Origin of the sequence: Rhodococcus sp. 5A-K4, from assembly GCF_046097995.1 — a bacterium.
GTDB classification, from domain to species: Bacteria; Actinomycetota; Actinomycetes; order Mycobacteriales; family Mycobacteriaceae; genus Rhodococcus_F; species Rhodococcus_F erythropolis.
The window spans coordinates 286,019-312,145 of sequence record NZ_JBJURM010000003.1; the positions used below are offsets into that span (position 1 = coordinate 286,019).

General features: G+C 61.4%; 27 protein-coding genes. 14 read left to right on the top strand and 13 right to left on the bottom strand.

Annotated features, from left to right (window positions below; translation table 11 throughout):
- Nucleotides 1-311 precede the first annotated feature (311 nt).
- From ACKAMS_RS05970 to ACKAMS_RS06000, 7 genes are all read right to left on the bottom strand, one after another.
- Nucleotides 312-932, bottom strand: a complete 621-nt coding sequence (locus tag ACKAMS_RS05970; RefSeq protein ID WP_020908996.1) for a malonic semialdehyde reductase — start codon at nucleotides 930-932, stop codon at nucleotides 312-314.
- Between the two features lie 122 nt (nucleotides 933-1,054).
- Entirely contained in the window at nucleotides 1,055-2,260 is a 1,206-nt protein-coding gene (locus ACKAMS_RS05975) for a TetR/AcrR family transcriptional regulator (RefSeq protein ID WP_408988748.1), read from the bottom strand.
- Between the two features lie 25 nt (nucleotides 2,261-2,285).
- Nucleotides 2,286-3,833, bottom strand: a complete 1,548-nt coding sequence (locus ACKAMS_RS05980) for a long-chain fatty acid--CoA ligase (protein ID WP_020970676.1) — start codon at nucleotides 3,831-3,833, stop codon at nucleotides 2,286-2,288.
- Nucleotides 3,834-3,862: 29 nt separating this feature from the next.
- A complete protein-coding gene (locus tag ACKAMS_RS05985; RefSeq protein WP_020908993.1) occupies nucleotides 3,863-4,666 on the bottom strand; it encodes an SDR family NAD(P)-dependent oxidoreductase in 804 nt (267 codons plus the stop codon).
- A 27-nt stretch (nucleotides 4,667-4,693) separates the two neighbouring features.
- Nucleotides 4,694-5,074: a MaoC/PaaZ C-terminal domain-containing protein gene (locus ACKAMS_RS05990; protein WP_020908992.1), complete on the bottom strand. Its 381-nt coding sequence runs from the start codon at nucleotides 5,072-5,074 to the stop codon at nucleotides 4,694-4,696.
- Nucleotides 5,071-5,526, bottom strand: coding sequence for a MaoC family dehydratase N-terminal domain-containing protein (locus ACKAMS_RS05995; protein WP_020970674.1), 456 nt, complete (start codon nucleotides 5,524-5,526; stop codon nucleotides 5,071-5,073). The genes ACKAMS_RS05990 and ACKAMS_RS05995 overlap by 4 nt, the downstream gene beginning before the upstream one ends.
- Nucleotide 5,527: 1 nt before the next feature.
- Entirely contained in the window at nucleotides 5,528-6,712 is a 1,185-nt protein-coding gene (locus ACKAMS_RS06000; protein ID WP_020970673.1) for a lipid-transfer protein, read from the bottom strand.
- Nucleotides 6,713-7,156: 444 nt separating this feature from the next.
- On the opposite strand from ACKAMS_RS06000, the gene ACKAMS_RS06005 reads away from it, so the two are divergent.
- Genes ACKAMS_RS06005 through ACKAMS_RS06040 form a run of 8 tightly spaced genes read left to right on the top strand, consistent with a single transcriptional unit; the run spans nucleotide 7,157 to nucleotide 15,584 of the window.
- Nucleotides 7,157-8,416, top strand: a complete 1,260-nt coding sequence (locus ACKAMS_RS06005; RefSeq protein WP_408988790.1) for an MFS transporter — start codon at nucleotides 7,157-7,159, stop codon at nucleotides 8,414-8,416.
- Nucleotides 8,417-8,455: 39 nt separating this feature from the next.
- A complete protein-coding gene (locus ACKAMS_RS06010) occupies nucleotides 8,456-9,613 on the top strand; it encodes an acyl-CoA dehydrogenase family protein (RefSeq protein WP_408988749.1) in 1,158 nt (385 codons plus the stop codon).
- Nucleotides 9,614-9,630: 17 nt separating this feature from the next.
- Nucleotides 9,631-10,422: an enoyl-CoA hydratase/isomerase family protein gene (locus ACKAMS_RS06015; RefSeq protein ID WP_029256164.1), complete on the top strand. Its 792-nt coding sequence runs from the start codon at nucleotides 9,631-9,633 to the stop codon at nucleotides 10,420-10,422.
- Between the two features lie 46 nt (nucleotides 10,423-10,468).
- Entirely contained in the window at nucleotides 10,469-12,001 is a 1,533-nt protein-coding gene (locus ACKAMS_RS06020) for a long-chain fatty acid--CoA ligase (protein WP_097386932.1), read from the top strand.
- Nucleotides 12,002-12,039: 38 nt separating this feature from the next.
- Complete coding sequence (locus ACKAMS_RS06025; RefSeq protein WP_408988750.1) at nucleotides 12,040-13,185, top strand: acyl-CoA dehydrogenase family protein; 1,146 nt, start codon at nucleotides 12,040-12,042, stop codon at nucleotides 13,183-13,185.
- 51 nt (nucleotides 13,186-13,236) lie between these two features.
- Complete coding sequence (locus tag ACKAMS_RS06030; RefSeq protein ID WP_029256161.1) at nucleotides 13,237-14,331, top strand: CaiB/BaiF CoA-transferase family protein; 1,095 nt, start codon at nucleotides 13,237-13,239, stop codon at nucleotides 14,329-14,331.
- Nucleotides 14,328-15,221, top strand: a complete 894-nt coding sequence (locus tag ACKAMS_RS06035) for an acyl-CoA thioesterase II (protein ID WP_279218619.1) — start codon at nucleotides 14,328-14,330, stop codon at nucleotides 15,219-15,221. Before ACKAMS_RS06030 ends, ACKAMS_RS06035 begins: the two co-directional genes overlap by 4 nt.
- Nucleotides 15,222-15,230: 9 nt before the next feature.
- Nucleotides 15,231-15,584, top strand: coding sequence for a helix-turn-helix domain-containing protein (locus tag ACKAMS_RS06040; protein WP_019745158.1), 354 nt, complete (start codon nucleotides 15,231-15,233; stop codon nucleotides 15,582-15,584).
- 1 nt (nucleotide 15,585) lies between these two features.
- On the opposite strand, the gene ACKAMS_RS06045 is transcribed toward ACKAMS_RS06040, so the two are convergent.
- The gene (locus tag ACKAMS_RS06045; RefSeq protein ID WP_029256158.1) at nucleotides 15,586-16,002 is read right to left on the bottom strand and encodes a PPOX class F420-dependent oxidoreductase; all 417 of its coding nucleotides are present in this window, start codon (nucleotides 16,000-16,002) and stop codon (nucleotides 15,586-15,588) included.
- 239 nt (nucleotides 16,003-16,241) lie between these two features.
- Between ACKAMS_RS06045 and ACKAMS_RS06050 the strand changes: the two genes are divergently transcribed.
- Nucleotides 16,242-17,090 carry an alpha/beta fold hydrolase gene (locus ACKAMS_RS06050; protein ID WP_069145660.1) on the top strand — a complete coding sequence of 283 codons (849 nt, stop codon included), beginning with the start codon at nucleotides 16,242-16,244 and terminating at the stop codon, nucleotides 17,088-17,090.
- Nucleotides 17,091-17,280: 190 nt separating this feature from the next.
- Nucleotides 17,281-17,484 carry a PspC domain-containing protein gene (locus ACKAMS_RS06055; RefSeq protein ID WP_019745155.1) on the top strand — a complete coding sequence of 68 codons (204 nt, stop codon included), beginning with the start codon at nucleotides 17,281-17,283 and terminating at the stop codon, nucleotides 17,482-17,484.
- A gap of 9 nt (nucleotides 17,485-17,493) precedes the next feature.
- Here the strand turns inward: ACKAMS_RS06055 and ACKAMS_RS06060 are convergent, their stop codons facing one another.
- The gene (locus ACKAMS_RS06060; protein WP_019745154.1) at nucleotides 17,494-18,153 is read right to left on the bottom strand and encodes a TetR/AcrR family transcriptional regulator; all 660 of its coding nucleotides are present in this window, start codon (nucleotides 18,151-18,153) and stop codon (nucleotides 17,494-17,496) included.
- Nucleotides 18,154-18,252: 99 nt separating this feature from the next.
- On the opposite strand from ACKAMS_RS06060, the gene ACKAMS_RS06065 reads away from it, so the two are divergent.
- Nucleotides 18,253-19,749, top strand: a complete 1,497-nt coding sequence (locus ACKAMS_RS06065) for an MFS transporter (RefSeq protein WP_003940566.1) — start codon at nucleotides 18,253-18,255, stop codon at nucleotides 19,747-19,749.
- A 49-nt stretch (nucleotides 19,750-19,798) separates the two neighbouring features.
- On the opposite strand, the gene ACKAMS_RS06070 is transcribed toward ACKAMS_RS06065, so the two are convergent.
- Nucleotides 19,799-20,506: a TetR/AcrR family transcriptional regulator gene (locus ACKAMS_RS06070; protein ID WP_020970663.1), complete on the bottom strand. Its 708-nt coding sequence runs from the start codon at nucleotides 20,504-20,506 to the stop codon at nucleotides 19,799-19,801.
- Nucleotides 20,507-20,647: 141 nt separating this feature from the next.
- Between ACKAMS_RS06070 and ACKAMS_RS06075 the strand changes: the two genes are divergently transcribed.
- Entirely contained in the window at nucleotides 20,648-21,085 is a 438-nt protein-coding gene (locus tag ACKAMS_RS06075; protein WP_020908979.1) for a GtrA family protein, read from the top strand.
- A 50-nt stretch (nucleotides 21,086-21,135) separates the two neighbouring features.
- Nucleotides 21,136-21,906, top strand: a complete 771-nt coding sequence (locus ACKAMS_RS06080; protein WP_408988751.1) for an ABC transporter permease — start codon at nucleotides 21,136-21,138, stop codon at nucleotides 21,904-21,906.
- Here ACKAMS_RS06080 and ACKAMS_RS06085 read toward each other — a convergent pair.
- The 3 genes from ACKAMS_RS06085 to ACKAMS_RS06095 form a co-directional block, all read right to left on the bottom strand.
- On the bottom strand, nucleotides 21,884-22,597 hold the full coding sequence (locus ACKAMS_RS06085; RefSeq protein ID WP_238076571.1) for an NAD(P)H-binding protein: 714 nt from the start codon (nucleotides 22,595-22,597) through the stop codon (nucleotides 21,884-21,886). The two genes, ACKAMS_RS06080 and ACKAMS_RS06085, sit on opposite strands and share 23 nt — an antisense overlap.
- Before the next feature lie 319 nt (nucleotides 22,598-22,916).
- Nucleotides 22,917-24,398, bottom strand: coding sequence for a flavin-containing monooxygenase (locus ACKAMS_RS06090; RefSeq protein WP_408988752.1), 1,482 nt, complete (start codon nucleotides 24,396-24,398; stop codon nucleotides 22,917-22,919).
- Nucleotides 24,399-24,473: 75 nt separating this feature from the next.
- The gene (locus ACKAMS_RS06095) at nucleotides 24,474-24,932 is read right to left on the bottom strand and encodes a DUF5990 family protein (protein WP_279219582.1); all 459 of its coding nucleotides are present in this window, start codon (nucleotides 24,930-24,932) and stop codon (nucleotides 24,474-24,476) included.
- 38 nt (nucleotides 24,933-24,970) lie between these two features.
- Here ACKAMS_RS06095 and ACKAMS_RS06100 point away from each other — a divergent pair, with 38 nt between their 5' ends.
- Nucleotides 24,971-26,125, top strand: coding sequence for an alpha/beta hydrolase (locus ACKAMS_RS06100; RefSeq protein WP_408988753.1), 1,155 nt, complete (start codon nucleotides 24,971-24,973; stop codon nucleotides 26,123-26,125).
- Nucleotides 26,126-26,127 lie beyond the last annotated feature (2 nt).

Consider the following 26,127-nt stretch of genomic DNA (forward strand, 5'->3'; position numbering starts at 1 on the left):
CGAACCCACTTTCTTCGGACTTCTGCTCGCTCGAACGTCTTCCCTCGACACCGACCGGCGCACAAGGGCTTTCCCCGCAGCCTCCGTAGGCCGAGGGGTTTCCCTCGACTGTCGTCCAAAAACTGAGATACTGCAACTAATTCCGATTGCAGCGTGTCGGATGTTGTTCTGGACGTGAGATTTTGCGGGACGCGGGTAGGTACCCACTGCGTGCGGAGTTGAAACGTGCTGGAGACAGCAAACGCTCGAGACAGCAATGCGGGAGGGCTCCGGAGAACCCTCCCGCATTGTGGGAACTGTACGAGTCGGCCTCAGGCCCAGCTGAGCGCATCCTCATTGGACAGCCGCGGCAGACGGTCGAACCACGGGTTCTCGCCGGGATGGCCGATGTTGACCACCAGGGTGGTCTTGAAGCGTCCGTCCGCGAAGAACTCGCCGTCGATGCCGTCGGCGTCGAAGCCGGCCATCGGGCCGGCGACCAGGCCCTGCGCCCGAATCGCGAGGATCACGTAACCAGCCTGCAGTGCGGCGTTGAACTTGCTGCTCGATGTGGCGGCAGCGTCGTCGGACTCGAAGTAGTCCTTCATCTCCGGACGGATGGGGAACAGTGCCGGAATATGCTCGTAGAACTTGGTGTCAACGGCAAGAACCGCGACAGCAGGCGCCGATGCGGTCTTGGCCTTGTTGCCGTCGGACATGTGCTCGACGAGGCGCGCTTTGCCCTCCTCCGTACGCACGAACAGCACGCGCAGTGGATTGGTGTTGGCCGCGGTCGGTGCCCACTTCGCGAGCTCCCAGATCGCAGTCAGTTCGTCGTCGGTGACCGGTTCGTTGGAGAAGGAGTTTGCCGTGCGGGCTGCTGTGAAGAGCAGTTCACGGCCGGCTGCGTCGAGCTGCTGTGCGGTAAATGGGGTGGCTGCGTCGAGTGACATCGGTGGTTCCGTTTCCGTTGTAGCTCATCCGAGCGTTACCCGGTAAAGCTAGTTGCTAGTAAAAAGAAAGTACTTGGATACGGTAGCACCAGTCGTAGGGTTCAGCGCTGGGGAGTGACGAGTCAGACCGTCTGGGTGGCGAGAATCCTCACCGCCAGATCCTCGATCGCGCACTGTCGTGATTCGAGTCGGACGCGCGTGAGGTCGTTGATCATGCTGATGGTTGCCAACACCGTCGCCCGTGCATCCGCGGTTTCGTTACCGAGCAGGTGTACCCACTCGTCGATGTACTCGCGTTGTGCAATGTGCGTCGAGGCCTGCGCTTCTTCGGGCAAGTTCGCGGTTTCTTCGATGAGAATGGCAATCGCGCTGTCAGGTGAGATCACCGAATTGGTGTACGAATGTACGACGCGGGCAATCGCGTCTTCCCGTGAGTCTGCGTTCCTCAAAGCCTGGACCAGGCCGAGCCGGAGTGTTTCGTTCCCGCGGGCCAGAATTGCTTGCAGCACTTCGGCTTTACTTCCGAAATGGGTGTAGATGCTCGAACTCGGAACACCGGCGGCGCTGCCGATGTCGTCCATTGTCACGGATCGGTAGCCGCGTTGATCGAACAGCGTGATTGCGGCGCCCATCAAACTTTCGCGACGCGAAGTGTGGCTGAAGTTCGAAGTCGGCTGCGGCTGTGCCGCCGGCTCCTCGGGAAGGACCGGAGCGGTACGAACGACATCGAACAACCTGGCTAACAGAGCCTCGAAGCGCTTTCGAGGAAGCGTCGTGCGGTGTCGAGCGGGGCTGAACGCGATACTGGTGAGTGCCCACCCCAGAACGACGGAATCGGGAACCGACAGGTCGGGACGCTCGTGTCGAAGGGCGACTGCGACCCGGCTCGTGACTTCCCGAACTCCGGCACGCGCCTCCGTTCTGCGCTCAGGGGTCAGGTTACGGGCCTCCTGATCGAAGAGAAGACTACGGAAGTTGTTGTCGAGTCCGTAACGAACCAGTGCCGTGAAGACCACCTTGGAATCGGTTCGATCGACCTCGTCGAGGATCGCGAGGATCGAAGACGAGCCGTCGAGCATCGCCTGCGCGAGGAGTTCCTGCTTGTTCGGGAAGTGGCGGTACAGCGCGCCTGCGGTGATGCCCACCGCAGACGCGATGCCTTCCATGCTGACGTTGTGGTACCCCGAGCGGCCGAACTGTTCACGAGCCACGGTGATGATCTGCGCCTTGCGGTTGCGTGGGCGCAGCGTCTTCTTCAGGGTCGTTTTCGGCGCGGCCGGCCGGTCCGGCGAGGCCGCAGGTGTGCCGTCCGATGTATCGATCGTCATGGGGCCCTCGAGGTCGGTGGCGTGGTCAGGTGATGGTGCTGGTTGCCAAGTCGGAGAACTGCCTGCGGAGTTCTCTCTTGAGTATCTTGCCAGCCGGGGACACGGGCATTTGCTCGACGATGGTGATACTTCGCGGAGACTTGTAGCCGGCGATCAGCGTCTTCGAGTGTGCGCGGACTTCTTCGCACGTCAGAGACACCCCGGGACGCACGACCAGGACTGCGTGGACTCGTTCGCCGTACTGATCGTCGGGTACGCCGATCACAGCGCAGCTGATCACGTCCGGATGTGTGGCCAGAGCGTTTTCGACCTCCGTCGAATAGACGTTCTCACCACCCGAGATGATCATGTCCTTGAGCCGATCCACGACGAAGAGATACCCGGCTTCGTCCATGTAGCCTCCGTCGCCGGTGTACAGCCAACCGTCGCGCAATGCCGATCGTGTTTCTTCCGGCCGATTCCAGTAGCCGCACATGATGTTGCCGCCGCGGGCGATGATTTCGCCGACCTCACCGCGAGGAAGCTCGTTGCCGTTCTCGTCGACCACCTGAATCTCGACGTGTCCCATCGGCCGACCGGCAGATTTCAGGCGGGTCGCGTCGACGTGATCTTCTGCGCTCAGGCTGGTGAGTCCGGGTCCGGCCTCGGTCATGCCGTACCCCTGCATGAAGGCTGCCTGCGGAAAAGCCTGTTGCGCTTGCCGAAGCAAGGTTTCGGAGATCGGGGAAGCACCGTACTGCACGGCCAGGATGCTGGACAGGTCCCGGTTCGTCCGGTCCGGATGACGAATCAGCATTTGAATCATCGTGGGTACCAACAGCATCGACGTAACTTTGTGCTGCTCGATCAAGCGCAGTGCGGTGGCCGGTTCGAAACTTGGCTGAATCACCAACGTCGCCCCGACAGTGTTACGGCCGATCCAATTTGCCAGCGACGCAAGATGAAACATCGGGGCGGTGATCAGAGCCAGGCCGTCGGTACCAGGCGTTCGATTACTGGCCACTGCGCCGAGGCTCGACGTCACGAGGTTGGCGTGGGTGAGCATGACCCCCTTGGGGTGACCGCTGGTTCCGCCGGTATAGAAGATTCCGGCCAAGTGGTCGCCGCCGAGTCGCAGGTCCGGTGTGGGTTCGCTCGAGGCGATCAGATTCTCGTAGTCGAGAGCGCCGGCCGGCGTCGGCAGTTCGCCGGCATGTATCACTACGGCGAGCTGTGGGAACAACACCCGTACCTCGTCGAGTAGCGGCAGAAAGGTGTCGTCGACGACCAGCACTCGTGTATCGGAATCGTCCAGCGCAAAAGCGATCTCGGCAGCGCTCCATCTGGTGTTGAGCGGATTGACAGCGCCTCCCATCCACCAGGTGGCAAAAAAGTACTCGTGATAGCGATCGGAGTTGAGCGACAGTATCGCGACGCGATCGCCTACCTGCACACCGAGGTCACGGAAAGCGCCCGCAAGACGGGTTACTCTCCCGCCGACCTCGGCGCAGGTGCGGATACGGTCCCCACACACGGTCATGGGTTGGTCAGGGCGTTGCTGCATTGATCGTTGCAGAGACTGAGTCAAGTACATGGGGACCGCTCCTTTCGGGAAACGTGAGGTCAGCGACTGCCGCCGTCGCACACCAGGCATTGGCCGCTGACGTAGTCGGTTTCGGGCAGGCAGAGCGCAAATACCGCGCCGGCCGCTTCGTCCGGACGTCCGGCGCGGCCCAGTGGGATGGTCCGCTCGGCTGCCGCCAGGAGCTGTGGGTTGACGCCGACTTTGATCTCGCGACCCTCGACGTCGATGGTCGAGTTACCGTCTGCCGACGCTTCCGTCAGGCGGGTGTTGATCAGACCGTACGCAACGGCATTGACGTTGACCTTGTAACGACCCCACTCACGCGCAAGGGTCTTGCTCAAGCCGATGATGCCGGCCTTGGCGGCTGCGTAGTTGGACTGTCCGGCATTGCCCACCACTCCGGCATTGGAGGAGATGTTGACAACCTTGCGGTGGTAGTCGGTGGGATTGGCCTTGATGTAGGGCTGAGCGGCGCGCAGGATCTGGAACGGTGCCTTCAGATGCAGATCGAGAATCGTGTCCCACTGCTCGTCGGTCATCTTCTGGATGACGTTGTCCCAGGTGAACCCGGCATTGTTGACGATGATGTCGAGGCCGCCGAAGGTATCGATTGCGGTGTTGACGAATCGATCCGCAAAACCTTCTTCGGTGACCGAACCGACGCACGCCACTGCCTTGCCACCGGCCGCGATGATCTCCTCGACCGTCTCCTTGGCCGGGCCCGGATCAAGATCGTTGACTACGACGCTCGCGCCTTCCGCGGCGAACTTCATGGCGATGGCGCGGCCGATACCACGGCCGGATCCGGTGACGAGTGCTGTCCTGTTGTCGAGCTTGCCCATGTCGGGGTTCCTTTCGGTAGAGAGTTTTCAAGCGGCTACGACGGCGTCGCCGCGCAGGGTGACGGTGCCGTCGGAGAGAGTGACGGCAATATCGAGATGGGCCAGGCCGTCCTCGACCTTGGTGACGGTCCCGGTGCACGTCGGCTTGGCGTGCAGCGGTGTGATGGAGGCAAAGCGAACACTGTAGGTGCGGATGCGTTCCTGCGGAACGTAATTGGTCAGCAATCGACCGAGGTAGGCCATCGAGAGCATGCCGTGTGCGAACACGTCGTCCATTCCGCCGGAGCGAGCGACGTCGAGATCGATGTGCATCGGGTTGTGGTCACCCGAAGCGCCGGCGTAGAGCGCGAGAGTGGTGCGACTGATCTCGGGCAATTCCAGGGAGGGAAGAACATCTCCTGTTTTCATTTCTGCGCCTTAGGGTTTCGAACGACCAGGGTGTTGGTGAGGCGGGCGATCAACTCGCCGTCGCGGGTGACCTCGGCGGTCCGGACAAGGAAGTCCAAGGCGCCGTTCTTCTTCGAGTACACGTCCGTGACCTTGCCGTTGTAGGCAAGTGTGTCGCCGGCATAGGCGAGTGCGTGATATTCGAAGGACTGCTCGCCGTGCAGGACGTACCTCATGTCGATTTTCAGCGATCGGACCAGGGCAAACGGGTCCGGTTTTTCCATGTCGAGGCAAAACAGGAATGTCGGCGGTACCACCAGGTCACGATGCCCCGCAGCCTTGGCGGCCTCGACGTCTCCGTAGATCGGGTTGGTCTCACCGATGGCCTGGGCGAAGAAGCGCAGGCGTCCGCGCTCGACCAGTGCCTCGTGGCCCGGGATGATCGTTCCGACGACGGACGGATCGAGCGCCATGTCAGCCCACCTTCTTGAAGATGCTGACCACACACGCACCGCCGAGTCCGAGGTTGTGCTGCAGTCCGATTCGTGCTCCTTCGACCTGCCGCTTGCCGGCCTGACCGCGCAGTTGCCAGACCAGTTCGGCGCACTGGGCAAGACCGGTGGCGCCGAGGGGGTGGCCCTTTGACAGCAGGCCTCCCGACGGGTTGGTGACTACTCGTCCGCCGTAGGTGTTGTCGCCGTCCAGGATGAACTTCTCGGCAGTACCTTCGGGCGTGAGGCCAAGACCTTCGTACGTGATGAGTTCGTTGGCGGAGAAGCAGTCGTGCAGTTCCACGACCTGAACGTCCTCAGGTCCGATGCCGGCGGCTTCGTAAACCTGCGCAGCTGCGGCAGCCGTCATGTCGTAGCCGACGACCTTCATCATGTCGCGGTCCTCGAAAGTGCTTGGTGTATCGGTGGTCAGGGCCTGTGCCTCGATCACTACGTCAGCCGCCAGCCCGTGCTTGCGGGCGAACTCTTCGCTGCAGACGACAGCGGCAGCGGCACCACAGGTGGGTGGGCAGCATTGGTAACGAGTGAGCGGGCCGAAGATGTGCGGTGACTCCAGCACCTGCTCTTCGGTGAGAAGATCACGGAAGACCGCGTTGGGATTGTTGGCCGCGTGCTTACGTGCCTTGACCGAGATCTTTGCGAAGGTCTCGGGCTTGGTGCCGTACTTCTCCATGTGCGAAAGTCCTGCGCCACCGAACATCTGGGCTGCGCGCGGTGCGTCGTGGACGCCTTGGATCTCGGTCATCAGATCGTCGAAACGGTACATCGGGGCAGGGCGGTCGTCCCAAACTCGCTTGAGCGCACCGGGTTTCATCTGCTCGAAGCCGACAGCCAATGCGCATTCGACGGCGCCACTCGCGACGGCTTGGCGTGCGAGGAAAAGGGCCGACGAGCCTGTGGCGCAGTTGTTGTTGACGTTGATGACCGGGATTCCGGTGAGCCCGAGACCGTAGACGGCGGCCTGTCCGGCAGTGGAATCGCCGTAAACGTAGCCGGCATAGGCCTGCTGGACCAGCGAGTAGTCGATACCGGCGTCGTCGAGGGCGGCACGGGCGGCGGTCTCTCCCATGACGTTGTAGTTCTCGCTTTTGCCCGGCTTGGTGAACGGGATCATTCCCACTCCGGCGACATGGACTTTTCTGGTCACGATTGTCTCCTAATTGATCGGATGGAAATTTACTTAACACCACGATTCGAGTTTTGTCTACTGGATCATAGTGCGTCTTTACGTGGGACTTTCGTTGCAATTTCCGATGGTTCGCCGAGGTGTGTGGATGATTTTGCGAGACTATTGCGTCAGCATGCCGATTGATGATTTACTTTCTAGGCGGCAAGGTGGCGTGCGTCACAGAGTAGGTGCCCAGGCGGTTGAATCGACCACGAATCGACCACATCGGGTTCGCACCGGACCGGTCTCCGAGTCCCGCATCCAGTACTTCGGTGCTGAGATCAGTTCACCCAGCTTCTGTTTCGCATTGCGCTCACTCCGTGGCGCAGTTGTCGCACTTGCCTGAGAGGATCGATGAGAATGACGTTGAGCAAGCCGGCTCTTCCCACCGCCGCACCACCGCGAGAAGTAGGGGAATCCCGAGTGCGGGCATGGGGGCTCACCGGAGTTCTCGTTCTCCTTGTCGTCGTCAACTGGGCTGACAAGGCAGTCTTCGGCCTGGTTGCACAGCCACTGGCCAAGGAATTCGGGCTGACCTCTGCACAGATCGGACTGGTCGGCAGTGCATTCTTCCTGGCCTTCACCGTCGGTGGCTTCTTTGCCGGGGTACTGCACAAGTGGATGTCGCTGCGGTGGTTGCTGGTTCTGCTCTCACTGGGGTGGGCAGCGTCGATGATCCCGCTCGTCGTGGTTGCCGGTTTCGGCATGCTTCTGTTCACGCGCATGATGCTCGGATTCTTCGAGGGACCAGCGGGTGCGCTGGTTCACACGGGTGTCTACTCGTGGCATCCTGCGGAAAAGCGTGGTCTGCCAGGAGCTTTCCTGGCTTCCGGTGCCTCTATCGCGAAGATTGCGATCGCGCCGCTGATGGCCTTGGCTGTAGCCAGTTGGGGGTGGCGAGCAACGTTCGTCATCCTTGCCGGGGTCGGCGTGGTCTGGTGCGTCCTGTGGTTGTTCACCTGGAAAGAGGGGCCGTACATGCAGCGGCCGGTTCGGAAGTCCGAGCGGGAGACCACAACGGCCGCAGACTCGGTGGTTGTCGCCAAGGTGCCGCTGACGAAGATCTTCTTCACGCCGACATTCCTCGGTGCGCTTGCCGCGGTGTTCACCATGTACGCTCTCATCACGGTGGTGCTCACGTGGCTGCCGTCGTACTTCGAAGTGGGACTTGGATACTCGCGGGTTCAGGCGGGAACCATGTTCGGCATTCCCAGCATCGCGGGACTGTTCTTCATGTTCCTGTGCACGTCGATCAGTGACCGGCTGATGGCGCGGGGTGCCAGCTCTCGGATCCTGCGCGGTATCGTTCCCGGAATTGCCCTGCTGATCTGTGGGCTTGCCCTCGTCAGCATGCCGTTCATCAAGACTCCGATCGTTGCGGTGCTCGTGGTATCAGTGGGTTACGGCATCGGGACGGTCATCATTCCGCAGTTCAACGCAGCGATCTCCGAAATCTGCCCGCCGCAGCAGATGGCCTCGGTACTGGGTGTTTTCATGGCTCTGATGGCCACCGGCGGACTTGTCGCCCCTTACCTGACCGGTGTCATCGTCGACAGCGCAGCAACCCCGGCCGAGGGATACGCCACCGCATTCCAGATCTTCGGAATCGCGACTGTCATCGGTGCCGTCATCGCGCTCTGCGCCGTCAACGCCACCCGCGATCGGGTGCGAATCCTCGGCTGAGCACTACTCACTTTCATTTCACAATATCCAGGAGAAACAATGCAGCGCACAGTATTCAACGAAGAGCACGAGGATTTCCGCATGGTCATCCGTAGCTTCATCGAAGCCGAGGTAGTGCCCAACTTCTCCGATTGGGAGCGCGAGGGCATGGTGCCCCGCGACTTCTATCGCCAGCTCGGCAAGCTCGGCGTTCTCGGAATGACGGTTCCCGTGCAGTACGGCGGAGCGGGTGAAACAAGCTTCAAGTTCCAGGCTGCCCTGACCGAAGAGACGGCTCGTGCGGCAGTCAGCTTTGGCGCATTCGGTGTACACACCGGCCTGGTCCTGCCATACATCCTGACCTACGGAACCGAAGAGCAGAAGCAGCGTTGGCTGCCCGATTTCATCAGTGGCGACATGATGACTGCCATCGCGATGACCGAACCGGGCACCGGCTCGGACCTGGCGGGCATCAAGACCACGGCCAAACGGTCCGAGGACGGCACTCACTATGTTCTCAACGGCGCAAAGACATTCATCACCGGCGGCGTTCAGGCCGATCGGGTTCTCGTGATCTGCCGTACGTCACCGCCGACGGTAGAGAATCGTCGCGCCGGGTTGAGCATCCTCGCAGTGGACACGTCGAGCGAAGGCTACGAGGTCGGTCGCAAGCTCGAGAAGATCGGCATGCGCACTTCGGACACGGCAGAGCTTTCCTTCACCGACGTACGGGTGCCGGCCGAGGATCTACTCGGTGAGGAGGGGGCTGCCTTCGGCTACCTGGCCAACAACCTTCCGCAAGAGCGACTGATGATCGCAGTCACCCAAACTGCGGCGGCCGTCGGAGCCATCGACTTCGCCTCTGCCTACGTGCGTGACCGCAAGGTGTTCGGCCAGGCGGTGGCGGAGTTCCAGAACACCAAGTTCGTCATCGCCGAGTGCATCGCCAAGGTGGAGGCTGCTCAGTGCATGGTCGACCGGGCTCTGGAATTACACGAGACCGGCGACCTCAGTGTTGCCGACGCCGCCAAGGCAAAGCTGTTCTGCACCGAGACGGCAGCCGAGGTCATCGACAAGTGCTTGCAGCTTCACGGGGGCTACGGCTACATGCTGGAATACCCCATCGCGCGTCTGTACGCGGACACCCGTGTGTCGCGCATCTACGGCGGAACCAACGAAGTGATGAAGACGATCATCGCCAAAGCGGCCGGGTTCTGAACGAATCGAGGGAAACCATGGCAGAGCTTCTCTACGACGTCGATGACGGTGTCGCCACGATGACTCTGAACCGACCGGATCGACGCAACGCGATTACGTACACGCTGCTCACCGAGCTGCAGAACGCGCTTACGTCGGCGGCCGGTGACGAGGCCGTGAGAGTCGTCGTGCTCACGGGCGCTGGAGGGAACTTTTCGGTCGGTCGCGATCAGTCCGGTGATCGGTCGAGCCGTGTAGTGCGGGGTGATTCACAGCAAGAGGATCGCACTCGCTTGCTTGATGTTTCACGGGTGATACCAACTTTGGTGCAGCATCCCAAGCCTACGGTGGCGGTGATTCGCGGTGGCTGTGCGGGCGCCGGCTTGAGTCTCGCTCTGGCGTGCGATCTTCGCTATGCCGGAGCCGATGCGATGTTCAACACGGCCTTCCTGGGGGCTGGAATGTCCGGTGACATGGGAATGGCGTGGTTGCTGACCCGCGCAGCGGGCACATCGAAGGCGCGGGAATTGATGCTGCTGTCCGAACGAATCAAAGCTGATCGCGCTGCCTCGTTCGGAATGATTCACGAGGCTTTCGCCGAAGAATCGCTGGAAGCGAGGACTACGGAAATTGTTCAGCGGCTCTCTGTTTCGGCACCGTTGGCAGTGCGTGGCGCAAAGCTGAACCTCGATTCGGCGATGTCGCGGCCGCTGTCCGAATTCTTGATGGACGAAGCCGACCGGCTGATCACGTGCGCGTATTCCGAAGACGTGGAGGAAGCGCGCTCGGCATTCCTCGAGAAACGAGTACCGCACTTCACGGGCCGCTGAAAAGAACTGGAACACATTGTTATCGGGATCAGGAGAGTGAACGAGAATGTACTTGACTCAGGGTTTACATCGGTCGGTCCAGCGTGAACCCGACGCGATCGCCGTCGTTGACGGGCAGCGCCAGTTGACGTTCGCTCAACTGGAGAGTCGCGTTGCGCGATTGGCCGGTATGTTCACGTCGTACGGGCTCGACCGAGGTGACCGGGTAGGAATACTGGCCACGAACTGTCTCGAGTATGTCGAATACTCCTTCGCCTGCGCCTGGGCGTCGATGGTCGCGTCCCCGGTGAACAACCGCTGGAGTCCCGACGAGATGGCATTTCACATCGAAGACGCCGGAATCACAGTGCTTCTCGTGGACGGACCGCGCCTGGCCGCTGCTCTGGAACTGCGTGAACGGTGCGCTGTACTGGAGACCGTGATCGTATTCGGTGCGGCGGATCTGCCCGGCGATACGGTCGACTACGACTCTGCTTTGGCGCTGCACGGTCCGATTCCCGATACTCATGCAGATCCCGATGCATTGGCGCTGCTCATGTACACCGGCGGAACTACAGGCCGCCCCAAAGGTGTCATGCTGAGCGCAGGCCAGATCCTGACATCGGTGCTCGGAGTCCTTGCCGGTAGTGGTGAGCCGAATCTGCCAGGCCGCTCCCTGCACGTGGCGCCCCTGTTCCACCTCGCAGCCTTCGCCGGTTTGGTCCAGGCCTCGGTTACCGGATCCGTGCACGTTTTGATGGGGGACTTCACCGTCGAGAAACTCGTCGAAACCATTGCAGAGAAGGAAGTTACACAATCTCTGCTCGTGCCGACAATGGTGCAAGCGATGCTCGAATACGCTGATCGGACAGGTCTGCCGATCGACAGTCTCACCTCGATCACCTACGGCGCATCGCCGATGCCCGAACCACTGGTTCGGCGCTTGATCGAACGATCGCCTGATCTTCGACTGCGCCAGGGCTACGGAATGACCGAGTTGGCCCCGGCAGCAACACTTCTCCGCGACGACGACCACCGCAATCCTGATCACCCGGAACGACTTCGATCAGTGGGACGTGCTGCGCCACACACCGAGGTGCGGATTGTCGACGCAACCGGCACAGAGCTTCCGCGCGGCGATATCGGTGAGGTCGTCGTGCGGGGTTCGAACGTCATGATGGGTTACTGGAACAACGAGGCGGAGACGGCGCACGCGGTGCGCAGTGGATGGATGCATACCGGTGACCTCGGCTTCATGGACGAGCATGGCTACGTGTTTCTCGTAGACCGACTCAAGGACATGATCATCTCGGGCGGCGAGAACGTCTACAGTGCCGAAGTCGAAGCCGCCCTGTCCCAGCATCCCGGTGTAAGCAGTTGCGCGGTCATCGGAGTACCCGACGACAAATGGGGAGAACGCGTCCATGCAGTGGTGGTGCGCACACCTGAAAACAATTCGAGCGGTGATGAACTCCGAGATTTTGTCGGTGAGCGTATAGCTCGGTACAAGGCGCCGCGGTCGGTCGATTTTGTCGACGCACTCCCGCTGTCGCCGGTAGGGAAGATCCTCAAGCGCACTCTGCGTGAGACCTACCGGTGACACAGCCATCTTCCCAACATGCTTCCAGGAGTAGAACCGTGATCGACCCACAGATTCGCGACCTCGATTTCGACGCCTACCGGCAGGTGATCCGCGACTTCACCGACAATGAGCTCATTCCTCGTGAGAACGAAATGGTCGCTGCTGGTGAGGTTCCCGCCGACCTCGTGACAAGGATGGCCGAGGTCGGACTATTCGGCATCACGCTTCCGAGGAGCGTCGGTGGGTTGGGGTGGACCGTCGAACAGCAGGTGCTGCTGACTTTCGAGTTCACCCGGTCATCGGCGGTGTACCGTTCCCGATTCTCGACCAGTATCGGACTGGCTTCGCAGATCCTCCTCGAATACGGCACCAACGCTCAGCGTGAACAGTATCTACCGGCGATGGCGGCGGGGGAGTGCGTCATGGCGTTTGCTCTCACCGAGGAGCAGGCGGGTAGTGACGCCTCCGCCGTGCGCGCCACCGCTACCAACACCCCGGACGGCTACGTCATCAACGGTGAGAAGCGCTTCATCACCAACGGAGCGTGGGCTGATGTTCTGGTGGTGTTCGCCCGCACCGCGGACGGCGAGATTTCATCCTTCCTCGTAGATCGGGAATCGCCGGGGGTAGAGACCCGGGTGCCTGAATTGATGAACGGTCATGCCGAAGGCCCAGTCGCCGAGATCAGCTTGCGTGACGTTGTGGTGAGCGCCGACCGGTTGATCGGCGGTGCAACAGGTTTGGGGATGATTCACGCGATGCGCGGAATCAACCAGGCTCGCACCCACGTTGCCGCGACCGCAGTCGGTCAGGCGACTCGGATGCTCGCGGAGGCAATGAAATACGCGGGTTCTCGTGAGCAGTTCGACCAACCTTTGGCCGAGTTCGGTGCCGTGCAGGCGATGCTCGGACGCAGCTATGCGGAACTCGAGGCCGGACGAGCGATGATCCTCGACTGCGCCCGTGAGTTCGACCGCGGAACGCCGCCGCGTCATCGGATTGCCGCGGCAAAGCTGTACTGCACCGAGATGGCGTCGGTGGTCGGGGACCGGGCGGTGCAGGTGCTCGGCGGGGTCGGCATCGTCGGCAATCACCCGGTACCGCGTATGTGGCGGGATGTGCGTGCCTTGCGAATCTACGAGGGCGCCTCCCAGATTCACGAACGCAACCTCGCCCGGGCTCTGCCGTCATTACTCGGCTGAAAACCGTACCTACACAGATATTTCGACTCGAGAGAGAACAGAGGGACAATCATGGCTCCCACCACAGGCCGCGGACCGCTCGCCGGACTTCGCGTCGTAGAGCTTGCCGGAATCGGTCCAGGTCCCCACGCAGCGACGTTGCTCGCTGATCTCGGCGCTGACGTCGTCCGTGTTCAACGCGCCGGTCGGATCCCCGGTCCCGGTCAGCCACGGGATCAGACCCAGCGTGGGCGTCGTATCTGCGAGGTGGACCTCAAGGACCCTGCCGGCGTCGACATTGTTCTCGGATTGATCGAGCGTGCGGACGTGCTCATCGAGGGTTTCCGTCCTGGGGTCACCGAGCGGCTCGGCCTCGGACCGGAGGTTGCGCTGGAACGGAATCCAGCCCTGGTGTACGGCCGGATGACAGGATGGGGTCAGGAGGGGCCGCTTTCGCAGGCTGCCGGGCACGACATCAACTACATCTCGCTGACCGGTGTCCTGCACGCGATCGGTCGTGCCGGTGAGCGTCCGGTTCCGCCGCTGAACATGGTGGGGGACTTCGGTGGTGGCTCGATGTTTCTGTTGTTCGGAATACTTGCCGCGCTCTTCGAGCGACAGAAGTCCGGGCAGGGTCAGGTTGTCGATGCCGCAATGGTCGACGGGACGCTGGCGCTGTCGCACATGATGTGGAGTTTCCGCGGTCTCGGACGCTGGTCTGACGAACGCGGTGTGAACATGCTCGACACCGGCGCCCCGTACTACGACACCTACGAGACATCCGACGGCAGATACATGGCCGTCGGTGCCGTCGAACCGCAGTTCTATGCACTACTTCTGGCCGGTTTGGGACTTGATCCCGCGACGTTGCCGAGCCAGAACGACAAGAGTGCATGGCCGCACACGAAGAAGGTGTTTGCCGATGTGTTCGCGTCCAAGACACGCGACGAGTGGGCGGCGATCTTCGACGGCACCGATGCATGCACGACACCGGTTCTGACGTTTGCGGAAGCCTCATCCAATCCCCATGTTGCCCAGCGTGGTTCGCTCGTGGAACTGGACGGGGTCACTCAGCATCGTCCGGCGCCGCGATTTTCCCGCTCCGATCCGGGTCTGCCGTCGGCCCCTGCCGCTGAAGCCGTTGACGCAGGGACGTTGTGGACGTGACGCTCACCGAATCTCGAGAACTCGAGTCCTTCGATCTGCGCACGTTGCTGAGCCTGGAGGATCGCGGCTCCGACAGATTTCAGGGTTACTGTCACGCAGGTTCTCCCGGGCGTATCTTCGGTGGGCATCTGGCGGCGCAGGGTTTGACCGCTGCCGGCCGGACAGCGCCTGCGACTGCGGTGGTGCATTCCCTTCACGGATACTTCCTCAGCTCAGGCGATCCGCGGCAGCCCATCACCTACGAAGTCGGTCGTCTTCGTGACGGACGTACGTACTGGTCCCGTCAGGTCACTGCCCTGCAACTGGGCACGCCGATCTTCACACTGTCCGTGTCCTTCAAACTTCCGGAGGACAGCACCGATCGACAGGGGGAGATGCCCGTCGTACCTGCTCCGGAGGACCTTCCCGATCCATACGAGCGCTGGGCGAGTGCGCGCGCCGACGAGTTCCGCGACAACAAGACACATCGTGCGATGGACATGAGATTCGTTGCCGACGAGGGTGAGCGCGAGCGGGGGTCGGTCGCACAGTCGGTGTGGTTCAAACCGAATCACGCTTTTCCTGACGAACCGTTGTTCCATGCCGGGGTCCTCACCTACGCTTCGGACTTGTCTTTGGCATCGACGGCCTCACTCGACGTCCAGCCCCACCGGTCGTTGATGGTCGGACCTTCGCGAGTGCTGATGGCGTCACTCGATCACGCGATCTGGTTTCACCGACCCTTCCGGGCCGACGAGTGGATGCTCTTCGCTCAGGAAAGCAACTCCGCCACTGATGGTCGGGGATTCTCGACGGGCCACTTCTGGACACGCGACGGCGTCTTGGCTGCAACCGTCGCCCAGGAGTCCCTCTTGCGGCGAGTTGACGGGCCACCGTGGCCTCGGGCCTAGGATGAAGCAATGCCTGGGAAGAGTGAAGCCGAGCACCAACCACGCGTCTGTGACGCGGCGTTGGCTCGCGCTTTCAGCTTTCTCGGCAAACGCTGGAACGGTGTGATCCTGGCGACGCTCCTCGGTGGTCCGGCGGGATTTGCGGAACTCAAGCGTGCAGTCGGCAAGATCAGCGACTCCGTGCTCTCGGACCGATTGACCGAACTGGCTGGTGCGGGCCTGGTCACGCGGACCGTCGACGCCGGCCCGCCCATCGCTGTGGAGTACGAACTCACGGCGTCGGGGCAGGCGCTGCTCCCCGCTCTCAGTGAACTGACAACGTGGGCCGCCGAAAACCTGCCACCCGAGAGTTGCCCGAACTGACCTATTGCGTGTGAACAGTCTTGTGAGATTCGTACCAGGTGTCACCTGCCGGTTCTCCCGCCAAGTTCCAACTCCACGAGACTGTCGGCGTGATGCGTGAATAGATTCCGGGACCGACCATTCCTACCCTTTCGATCGGCTGTTCAGCGATTCCGTAGATCCTGATCCCGCGCGCGACAAACGGCTCGAATGACGGCATGTCGTCGATGACGAGGGCTACTTCGAGTTGTCCTGACCCGATATTGCGGAACTTCCTGGTTTTCAGGACACTCTGGCCGCCCCCGCCGATCCAGAAGTGGGCCCCGTCGTATTCGAAGGCCAATGGAACGACGTCTGGTTGCCCGTGTGGTGAGAGCGTCGCAACGCGCGCCAGTGGCTGCGACTGCATGTATGCGATTTCTTCTTCCGTGAATGCCATCCGTTCTCCTTCGGGGACGAAACACGTACGCAACGTAGATGCAACGTAATCAAAACTAGTGTTCTGGATCACACAGTGTTCGTGTGGTCGAGAGGCCTTTGGTCACGAATCTGTGGGCAGAACGGGTCCTGGTTCGCTACCGGTGGTGGATGAGGACAAGGTTCCGCGGGTTGAGCACACAGCTCGCGGAACCGCCCCACCACGCGCCCCGGCAAGGGCACCGGCCGACAGGAGTTCAGGTGTCCGTAGTTGCGGAAGTCTCGGCGATCGATTTCGCGGAGACCGAATTCGATTGGGCGCAGCGATCGACGCGGATTCGTGAAGTCGACCCACTCGTTCCGGGGCCACCATCCTTGGCGATGTGTCTGAGCGAGCCGACGCGCGGACTGGTCGACATCGCTTCACTGCTTCTCGCGGCTCCTTGGTTGCTTCGATCGCCGCGTGGGGACGGGCATCCGGTCCTCGTTCTCCCCGGATTGCTGACTTCGGACGTGTCGACTCTCGCCTTGAGGACGTACCTGAGCTTTCTCGGATACCGGGTTCACGGTTGGAATCTGGGTCTGAACACCGGTCCGACGGCGACGGTGGTCGACGGATTGCCTGCCGCATTGGCCGAGGTAGCAGATCGATACGAGCAGAAGGTGTCGGTGATCGGCTGGAGTTTGGGCGGTATCTACGCCCGAAAGCTGGCGAGGGATCTGCCGGATTCGGTACGTCAGGTAGTGACACTCGGAAGTCCTTTCGGTCTCACCAGTCTGGAGCAGACGAGAGTCGGATCTCTCTACGCTCGCTTGTCCGGTAATCACGCGATACTGCCTCCGGTCGACGGCATCGAATCCGAACAGGGATCGCCTATTTCCGTTCCTGCCACGTCGGTCTACTCCAGGCACGACGGTATCGTTCCATGGCAAGCGTGCTGTGAAACCTCGGCAGGCCTGTCGGAAAGCATTGCGGTGCAAGGCAGTCACATGGGGTTGACCCACAACCCGTCGGCGTTGTGGACCGTTGCCGATCGTCTGGCGCAGGACGTCGACAACTGGCAACCTTTTGCGGCTCCGAAACGGCTTCGACGCATGTTTCCCTGCTGAGGTACGAGGCTGGGGTTCGAGGCTGGGGTGTGGGGGAGAACCCTGAGTCCGACGCGGGGACGGACTCGTACCTGAGGACACACCGCGTCGGAAAAGATGGGTCCATGGCCTGATGCGCACAGGTGGATCGGCGGCGGATAGTGGAGGTCGACGCGGATGAACCGCGAGTTCCGTTGAAAGGAAACAACACATGACCTCCCCGATGAAGACCCGCAAGCTCACCCGCGCCCGCTCGGGAGCAATGTTCGGTGGGGTGTGCGCCGGAATCGCTCGATACTTCGGTTGGAAGTCGTCGACTGTCCGCTTGCTGTTCGTGCTCTCGTGCCTGCTGCCCGGCCCGCAGTTTCTGATCTACATCGTGATGTGGATTTTCATTCCTCGTGAGCAGATCTGACCGAACCGCTCAACGGCGGCGGTCTTTCAGGCATTGCTTGGCCTCGTGCAATTCCTCCGAACTCAGTGGAGGAAGGGGGAGTGCGTCACGGTGCAACCCCTCCGTGCGTAGACCGTCGAGCATCACCGAGAGGTATCGACGCCACACGGTCGGGTTGACGGGCTGAGCAAATTCGGTGACTGCGCCCACCATGAAGATGAGGCCGAACAGGTCCGTCGGTACGGCGTCGGGGCGCAGCATCCCGGCCTCCTGGGCCCGGTAGAAGATCCTCTCGACCGACGGTTCGATGATGGATCGTTGGCATGCGACTTGCTCGCATCCCTCGTCGGTTCCATTCAGGACGTCTTTGAGCCCGCGGTTGACCGACATACGGCTGCAGGCGAATTCGGCAAAGGTGACCAGGCCGTCCCACGGATCCGGATTGGCGAGTGACGCGTCCGCGGCCGCCGCCATGTCGGCGAAGTTCTGTTGGAAGACTCCGTCGATCAATTCTTCTTTGCTGGCGAACCGCCGATAGACCGTTCCGACGCCGACACCCGCGCGCCGGGCGACGTCGTCGAGTGTGACGTCGATCCCTTCTTCGGCGAACAATTCACGTGCGGCGTCGATGATCAACTGCCGATTACGTGCAGCATCGGCGCGAAGGGGGCGCTCCATTGCGGTACTCATGTCCCCACTCTACCCGCCAAGTGGAGACAGCCTCTCCGTTTTCGTGTAGCGTTTTTGCTAACCGGAGAAGCCATCTCCGCATAGGTTGGGCGAGGGACTATGTCAGACATTGCTGAACGGACTGAATTCGAGCAGTCCTCAGCGCCTTCAGGGGACAACCACGCAAAGCGGTGGCTGGTTCTCGCGGTTCTGGGAATTGCGCAGCTGATGGTGGTCTTGGATGCCACCATCGTCAACATCGCGCTGCCTGCTGCGCAGCGCTCACTGGAGTTCGGTGATTCGGACCGCCAGTGGATCATCACGGCATACGCATTGGCGTTCGGCAGCTTGCTGCTACTCGGCGGTCGATTGAGCGACTTGTTCGGGCGCAGGCGAACTTTCATCGTCGGCCTGATCGGCTTCGCCGTGGCTTCCGCCATCGGTGGCGCAGCCGTCAACTTCGAAATGCTTGTTGCCGCTCGTGCCGGCCAGGGCGTATTCGGTGCGCTCCTTGCCCCGGCAGCCCTGTCGCTGCTGTCCGTGACATTCACGGATCCCGGTGAGCGTGCCAAGGCTTTCGGTATCTTCGGTGCCGTTGCCGGCGGCGGTGGCGCCATCGGACTGCTGCTCGGCGGAGCGCTCACCGAGTGGGTCGACTGGCGTTGGTGCCTCTTCGTGAATCTCTTCTTCGCGGCGATCGCCCTGGTCGGAGCAGTCCTGTTGCTCGCGCCGCACACCAGTGACTCGCGACCCAAGCTCGACATCCCGGGAACGATCCTGGTGTCGATCAGCTTGTTCAGCATCGTCTTCGGATTCTCGAAGGCCGAATCGGACGGGTGGAGTGCAACTCCCACCATCTCGTGGCTCGTTGCCGGCGTCGTGTTCATGGCGGCGTTCATCTACTGGCAGACCAAGTCCGAGCACCCGCTCCTTCCGCTGCGGGTGGTCCTCGACCGAATCCGGGCTGGCTCGTACCTGGCGATCTTCCTTTCCGGCGCAGGCATGTTCGCAGTCTTCCTGTTCCTGACGTACTACATGCAGCTGATCCTCGGGTACAGCCCGATCATGACCGGCCTCGCATTCATGCCGATGGTGTTCGGAATCGTGACAGCGGCAACGCTTTCGACAGCGGTTTTGCTACCGCGCGTCGGTCCGCGAGTGCTGATCGTGAGCGGAATGGTCATCGCGGCGATCGGAATGACGCTGCTGGCCCAGATTTCCGTGGACAGCACCTATGCAGTCCACATTCTGCCGGGGCTCGTTGTCACCGGACTCGGCATGGGCAGCATTTTCGCCCCGTCGATGCAGGGAGCAACTTCAGGCGTGCACCACGAAGATGCTGGCGTCGCATCTGCCACGGTCAACACGATGCAGCAGGTGGGCGGCTCGATCGGAACTGCACTGCTCAGCACGATTGCAGCCTCGGCTTCCACCAACTACCTGGTGGGCCGCGAGATGAATCCGCTGACCCAGGCACAGGCTGCCGTCGAGAGTTACACCACCACGTTCTATTGGGCCGCAGGCATATTCGCGGTCGGTGCGGTCTTGACCGGACTGGTTCTTCGGAGTGGACTGCTTCCGGATTCGCCGGAAGGTGAACCGGTAATCGCTCACTGACAGCAAATTTCGGGGTCGACGCCATTGCGGCGTCGACCCCGAAATCGAGTCAGCAGTTCTTATCGGGCGATGCCTGAAACCGATGAAGGACGTGATCGAGTTGTTCGGAGGAAAGCGCCGGGACGGGCAACTCGCGATGGCCGGTGCGGGACGCGCAGAGTCCGTCGATCATGAACCCGAGTGCGCGGCGGTAAGCCTGAGGGGCCTCGTCGCCGCCGAACTTCTGGGCCATCTTGACGACCTGCATGAGAAGCGGAATGTCGTTGACTTCGAAGTCGCTCCGCAGGGTGCCCTGTTCCTTGGCACGATTGACAAGTGCCGCGGTGTGCTGAGCGATCCCGGCGCGCGCGCGAGCGAAAGTGTCGGACGCGAAGCGCCCGTCCATCAGGAGATCGCCGAATCCGCGGTTGTCTGCCATGCGCAGGGAGATCACGTCGAGAAAGTAGACAAGACCTTCCCAGGCGTCTGGCATCTCCCGGGCGGTGGCGGCAATCGTTTCGATCTCGGAGCACCGTGTGTCGAACAGGGCCTGGATCAGCTCGTCCTTGCTGGCGAACCGGCGATAGACGGTGCCGACGCCGACGCCGGCGTGCTTGGCGACGTCCGCCAGCGTGGCGTCGAGTCCTTGGGCAGCGAACACCTCGCGAGCGGAGTTGAGGATGCGCTCGAGGTTGGCCTTGGCGTCGGACCGAAGGCGCGGCTGTGAGCAGTCGGCCGAGGTCCCCGCATGAGAAGCGTCGGGGTGTGTTGTCGGCATCCTCACAGTCTACGGCACTAAGCGGAATGATCGATTCCGTTAGTGCTATATTACTAAGCGGAACGTGTGGTTCCGATTGTCCGTATGAGAGAAGCCGATATGAGCACGTCTGACATCTGGGTCGGGAGCAATCCGATCTCGATGGTGGGTACGCGGAGTGCAGGTTTCGCGGCAACGAGGCTTCGCGCTCTTGCCGGCGACGGCGCCTTTGCTCAGCTCGTTCGTTTTGCCCTCGTCGGCGGAGCCAGCAACATCTTGTACTTTGCCGCTTTTCTGGCGCTGCGCGGTGACGGAGCGCTGGTCGCCAACGCAGTTGGTGCAGTCTTGAGCACCATTCTGGCCAACGAACTGCATCGCCGGCTCACCTTCCATGCCGCGGATCGCGTCAACTGGTTCACCGCGCAGTGGGAAGGCGGTGGACTCGCTCTGGTCGGGTTGATCGCCAGTTCGGCCGCCATCAGTGCGCTCGGCTTCCTTCTCCCCGGAGCCGACGGACTTCTTCAAGCCGGGCTTGTGATCGCAGTGAGCGGAATTGTCGGTGGCCTGCGATTCGTCGCTCTTCGCGGTTGGGTTTTCTGAGCGGTTCTCGAATTCGAATCGGACTCGGCTCGTAGGGAACACTGTGACCTATGAGCCTTTCGATAGCCGACTCCGGCATCCGTCTGGCTGTGCTCTGCATCGTCATGGCTCTTGTCGCCACGCTCGTCTACCGATTCACCTCTCTCGGTAGCGTTCGGGTAGTCCCCGGCGCACTCGCTCGTGGCGCTCTTCAGTTGGCTGCGATTTCGTTGATACTCGCCGCAGCCTTGGCTCACATCTGGTCAGCGCTCCTCGTGCTCGTCGGCATGTTCGCTGCGGCGTCGTTCACTGCGGCACGACGCTGCGGCGCAGGAACGTCCGGAGCGTGGCTGACCATCGCCTTGGCGTCGGGAATCGGTGTGGTTCTGCCACTGATGCTGCTGTCCGGAGTGGTTCCGCTGGAAGGCGTCGCTCTTGTCCCGATCGGCGGAATTGTTCTGGGCGGCGCGATGACTGCAACATCGATGGCAGCCAAACGCGGACTCGATGCCGTCGACGACCGGTACGGGGAAGTGGAAGCCGCACTGAGCCTTGGATTTTCCCAGCGCGATGCACGGTGGGAAGTAGCCCGCACCGCTGCCTCCGACGCCCTGCTATCGGGAGTCGACCAGACGCGCACCGTCGGCCTCGTGACATTGCCCGGCGCTTTTGTCGGCGTTTTGCTCGCGACGGGGTCGGCCGTTCAAGCCGGTGCCGTGCAAATTCTTGTGCTGGCAGGGCTGCTGTTGGCGCAAACCTGCTCGGTCGCCGTGGCGTTGGAACTCGTCGCCCGCGGCTTCGTCTTTCGAGGTAAGACTGTCAGGCCTGCGCGAGTTCGTTGATCTTGTCGCTGCGAAGGACGCGGTCGGGAAGCTCGGGTGTGTTTGCCGCGAGGGTGATCATTGCCCTGCCGATGTTTTCACTGGTGGTCACGCTGCTGGGCCAAACCTTGCGCAAGAGTGGGTAGAGAGGCACGGAGATTTGATAGAAGGCCTTGTACCACCAGGTCTTCGAGGGCGATCCCGGGCGCGGACGGATGAATCCCGGCCGGAGGATGTAGGTCGTGAGAGGGAGTGCGAGTAGCGCATTCTCGGTCGCGCCACGTACTCGCTTCCACATGGTCTTGCTGGTTTCGGTGGAGTCGGCGCTTTCGCCGGACACGTAGACGAACACCATCTGAGGGTTCACACCCGACAGTGTCGTGGCGGCGGCAAGCGTGATGTCACGCGTGATGCGGGTGTAGTCGGCTTCGTTCATGCCGGCAGAGGAGACACCGAGGCAGAAGAAGCAGGCATCCGCGCCGGTCAGATCGGCTTCGATCGCCGAGAAGTCGAGCATGTCGCGGTGAACGATGTCGACGATCTTCGGGGCGGTTGTACCGGACGGATTGCGGCCGACGGTCACGACTTCGTCGATTCGCGGATCGTCGAGGCATTCCCTCAGGACGCTGTTGCCGACCATTCCTGTTGCCCCGAAAACGACGACCTTCATGATGTTCCCCCCGGCGTTGGTTCCACTTTCTGTGATGCGCACACTACGGAACGGTCTGCAGTTCATCCGACCGGAGTGGCCAACTGAACGCTTGACCTGCAATTATGAGTCCATTTTGACCCGACTCGTGACTAAAGTCCCTACAAACCGGCTGGACGGTTGGCTGAAAATAGTTTTATGAACGAAGGAGTTGATGAAATACACGTTCTGGGATCGGAGTCAGCCGGTCGAATGGTAGAGGCGTCGACGATCATCGTTCTCGGTGCGCTCTGTGCCGTGGTCGCAGGTTCTGGCGTGTTCTTCGTCGTCGGATCGATTGGTGGCTTCGCCAGACTGCTCTACCTGGTTGTTCGTGGTCCGCTCAACTCTTGCTCGGTACCGGCGTCGAATGTCGAGCTGGTGCCTTCGAGAACGTCATGTGGTCGTTGATGCTCCCGAACGTGGAGTGAAGACGGTCAAGGATGTAGTTCTGACGCATGTTCCACGGTGACTTCGATCCCTGCTTCGGGAACTGTTCCACGGCACGCATGACGTACCCCGACGCCAGATCCAGGATCGGCCGCTGGTCCATTTCTTCGGTCGCGTGCGGCACGCACTCCGAATAGTCGCGCTTGTCCATCTCCGTCAGCAGTCGGCACACGTACATCGACGTGAGATCTGCTCGCAGAGTCCACGAGGCGTTGGTGTAGCCGACGCACATCGCGAAGTTCGGTACGTCGCTGATCATCATGCCCTTGTAGACGTAACGATCACCGAGGGTGACGGGTTCGCCGTCCACTTCGATGGACATCCCGCCGCACGCCTCCATCTTCAATCCTGTTGCAGTGACGATGATGTCAGCTTCGAGTTCGCGACCTGACGCGAGAAGGATCCCGGTCTCGGTGAAGGTGTCGATGTGATCGGTCTCGATCGAGGCCTTGCCGGATCGGAGGGCTTTGAACAAATCGCCGTCGGGTACGACGCACAAGCGCTGGTCCCAGGGATCGTAGGAGGGTGTGAAGTGAGGATCGAGGGGGATGTCTTTCGGGAGTTGACGACTGATCGCGAGGTTCAGCATCCTCTTTGCGCGCGCCGGACTGCGTCGGCACAGTTGGTAGAAACTCAGGTTCACTACGACGCTCTTCCATCGAGCGATGCTGTGCGCGAGTTGATTCGGCAGTACCGCGCGAATGGTGTCCGATAATTTGTCGCTGGACGGCAGCGCCAGAATGTACGTCGGTGATCGCTGGAGCATCGTGACGTGGCTTGCGTTCCGCGACATCGTGGGGACCAAAGTGACTGCGGTGGCGCCGCTTCCGATCACAACGACCTTCTTGTCGGAGTAATCGAGTTCTTCGGGCCAGAACTGGGGGTGCACTACCTCACCGGCAAACGATTCACGTCCGGGGAAGTCGGGGGTGTATCCGCCGTCGTAGCTGTAGTACCCGCTGCAGAGATAGAGGAAGTTACAGGTCAATGTTTCGTCTTCGTCGCCGGTCGTGACCGTGACTGTCCAGGTCGAGTTCGCTGACGACCATGATGCGGCCGTCACCTTCCGGTTGTACCGAATCTTCTTGTCGATCCCGTTCTCTCGCGCGGTGTCGCGCACGTACCGCAGGATCGAATCACCGTCGGCGATTGCTTTGGCATCTGTCCACGGGCGAAACGGGTAGCCGAGCGTGAACATGTCGGAATCCGATCGGATACCGGGATACTTGAAGAGGTCCCAGGTTCCGCCGCTGTTCGCTCGGGCCTCGAGGATTGCGTACGACTTTCCTGGGAGCTCGGTCTGGAGTCGATAAGCAGCACCGATGCCGGACAAGCCGGCGCCGACGATCAGGACATCGAGGTGTTCGGTGCTCATCAGTTCGGACTCCGTATCGACTATGTGGGGCCACCGGCAGAGTTAGTGCTCGATCACCACACTACTGAACGATGCTCAGTAAGGCGAGGAGGACCATGTGATCGTTGGTGGTCGGATTGCCGCGCACAGTGGTTTACCTGCGGCGTCGGTGAGCCCGAGGTCTGCGTGGAGCACGCCGGAAGCGTCGGCCTGCTCGACGATGTGCTCGGGGATCGCGTCGAGCATCAGCTTTGCGCGCCGAAACATCTCGAACGTCTGGTCATCGGATACCGTCACCCAGGACAGGTAGATGAAGCGTCCGCGAGGTGGACCCTGGATGTGTGAACCGAGAATGTCCCAGGCACCGGACTTTCGCTCCAGACTCGCTGTCAGTTCCCATCGCACTGTCTCGGTATCTCCTGGTACGAGGTCGAGGATTTCGTGTGGCTTGCCTCGGCGCTGAACGCCGACGTGGATGTTGCTGCGCCCTTCGAAGGTTGCGGTTTCGGAACACTCACGTCCGGGCAGGCTGTGACCGGTGATGATGATCTGCATATCGACATCATGCTCTGCACAGGTCGGGAGGGGTTGGCGTGGTGAGTCGTTCGGGTAGAACCTTTGTTGCGGCCGTGGTGGCGAGCATTCTGTTGTCGAGTCTCGGGTGGGGGTCAGGTGCTGCCGCGGCGACGGCGGACGAACCGGAAGTCGCGGGCGCGCTGGAGTCCTATGGCGAACTCTCGGCCGCAGTGTTTCCGGTCGGCGCCGGTGAGACGCAGCGGGTCGTGTATCGAACTCTGCGTACCGCTGACAGATGGGGGGAGTCGTCAGGGTCCGTGTTTCTGCCGGAAGGTGCCCCACCGGCGGGCGGTTGGCCCGTCATCTCCTATGCCCACGGAACTTTGGGCAGTGCGGATCAGTGTGCACCCTCGTCGACCGGATTCGGTCCGGGCGAGATCGAACCGATCGAACGCTGGTTGGAAGAGGGATACGCGGTAGTCGCTACCGACTACTCGGGACTTGGTACCGACCGGGTGCTGGCCTATCTCGACGGACATGCCGCCGGCGCGAATGCGGTCGACATCGTGCGGGCTGCGCACGAGTTGTACGGCAGTGTGCTGAGTCCGCGGTGGATGGTTGCGGGTTTGTCCGAAGGCGGTCATGCGGCGTACTTCGCGGGACACGAGGCCACCACTCGTGCACCGGAATTGGATTTCCGCGGCTCGGTCGTTGTTGCCGGCCCCACCCATATGGAAGGTTTGTTTCCGTTGGGCGGACCGCTGTTTCCCGACATCGGCATCACCGGGTTGGTGGGATACGCGCTGTACGTTCTGGCCGGGATCGACGATCAACGACCCGAAGAGAACATTCGGGAGGTTCTCTCGCCGCAGGGGATCGAGTGGATGGAAAAGGCTCGGACACTGTGCGCCGGAGATCTCGGCCGCCACATTCGCGCCGAACGAATCCAGTTGAGCTCGTTGTTTTCTCGGTCGGTGTGGACGCCACGCTTCCACGATCTGTTTCGCGAGATGATGCAGGTGCCGGTCGACGGCTACGACCGGTCACTGCGTGTGGTGCAGAGTGCGTCGGACACAACGGTTCCTGTCGCCCTTACCTGGGCGCAACTGGTCGACATGCGTTCGCGAGGAACGCAGTTCGAGTATCAAGAACTCAGCGGAATCAGCCACGGCCAAACGACGGTCGCTTCGATGGACCAGACCATGGAGTTCATCGATCGATTGATGAGGTGATG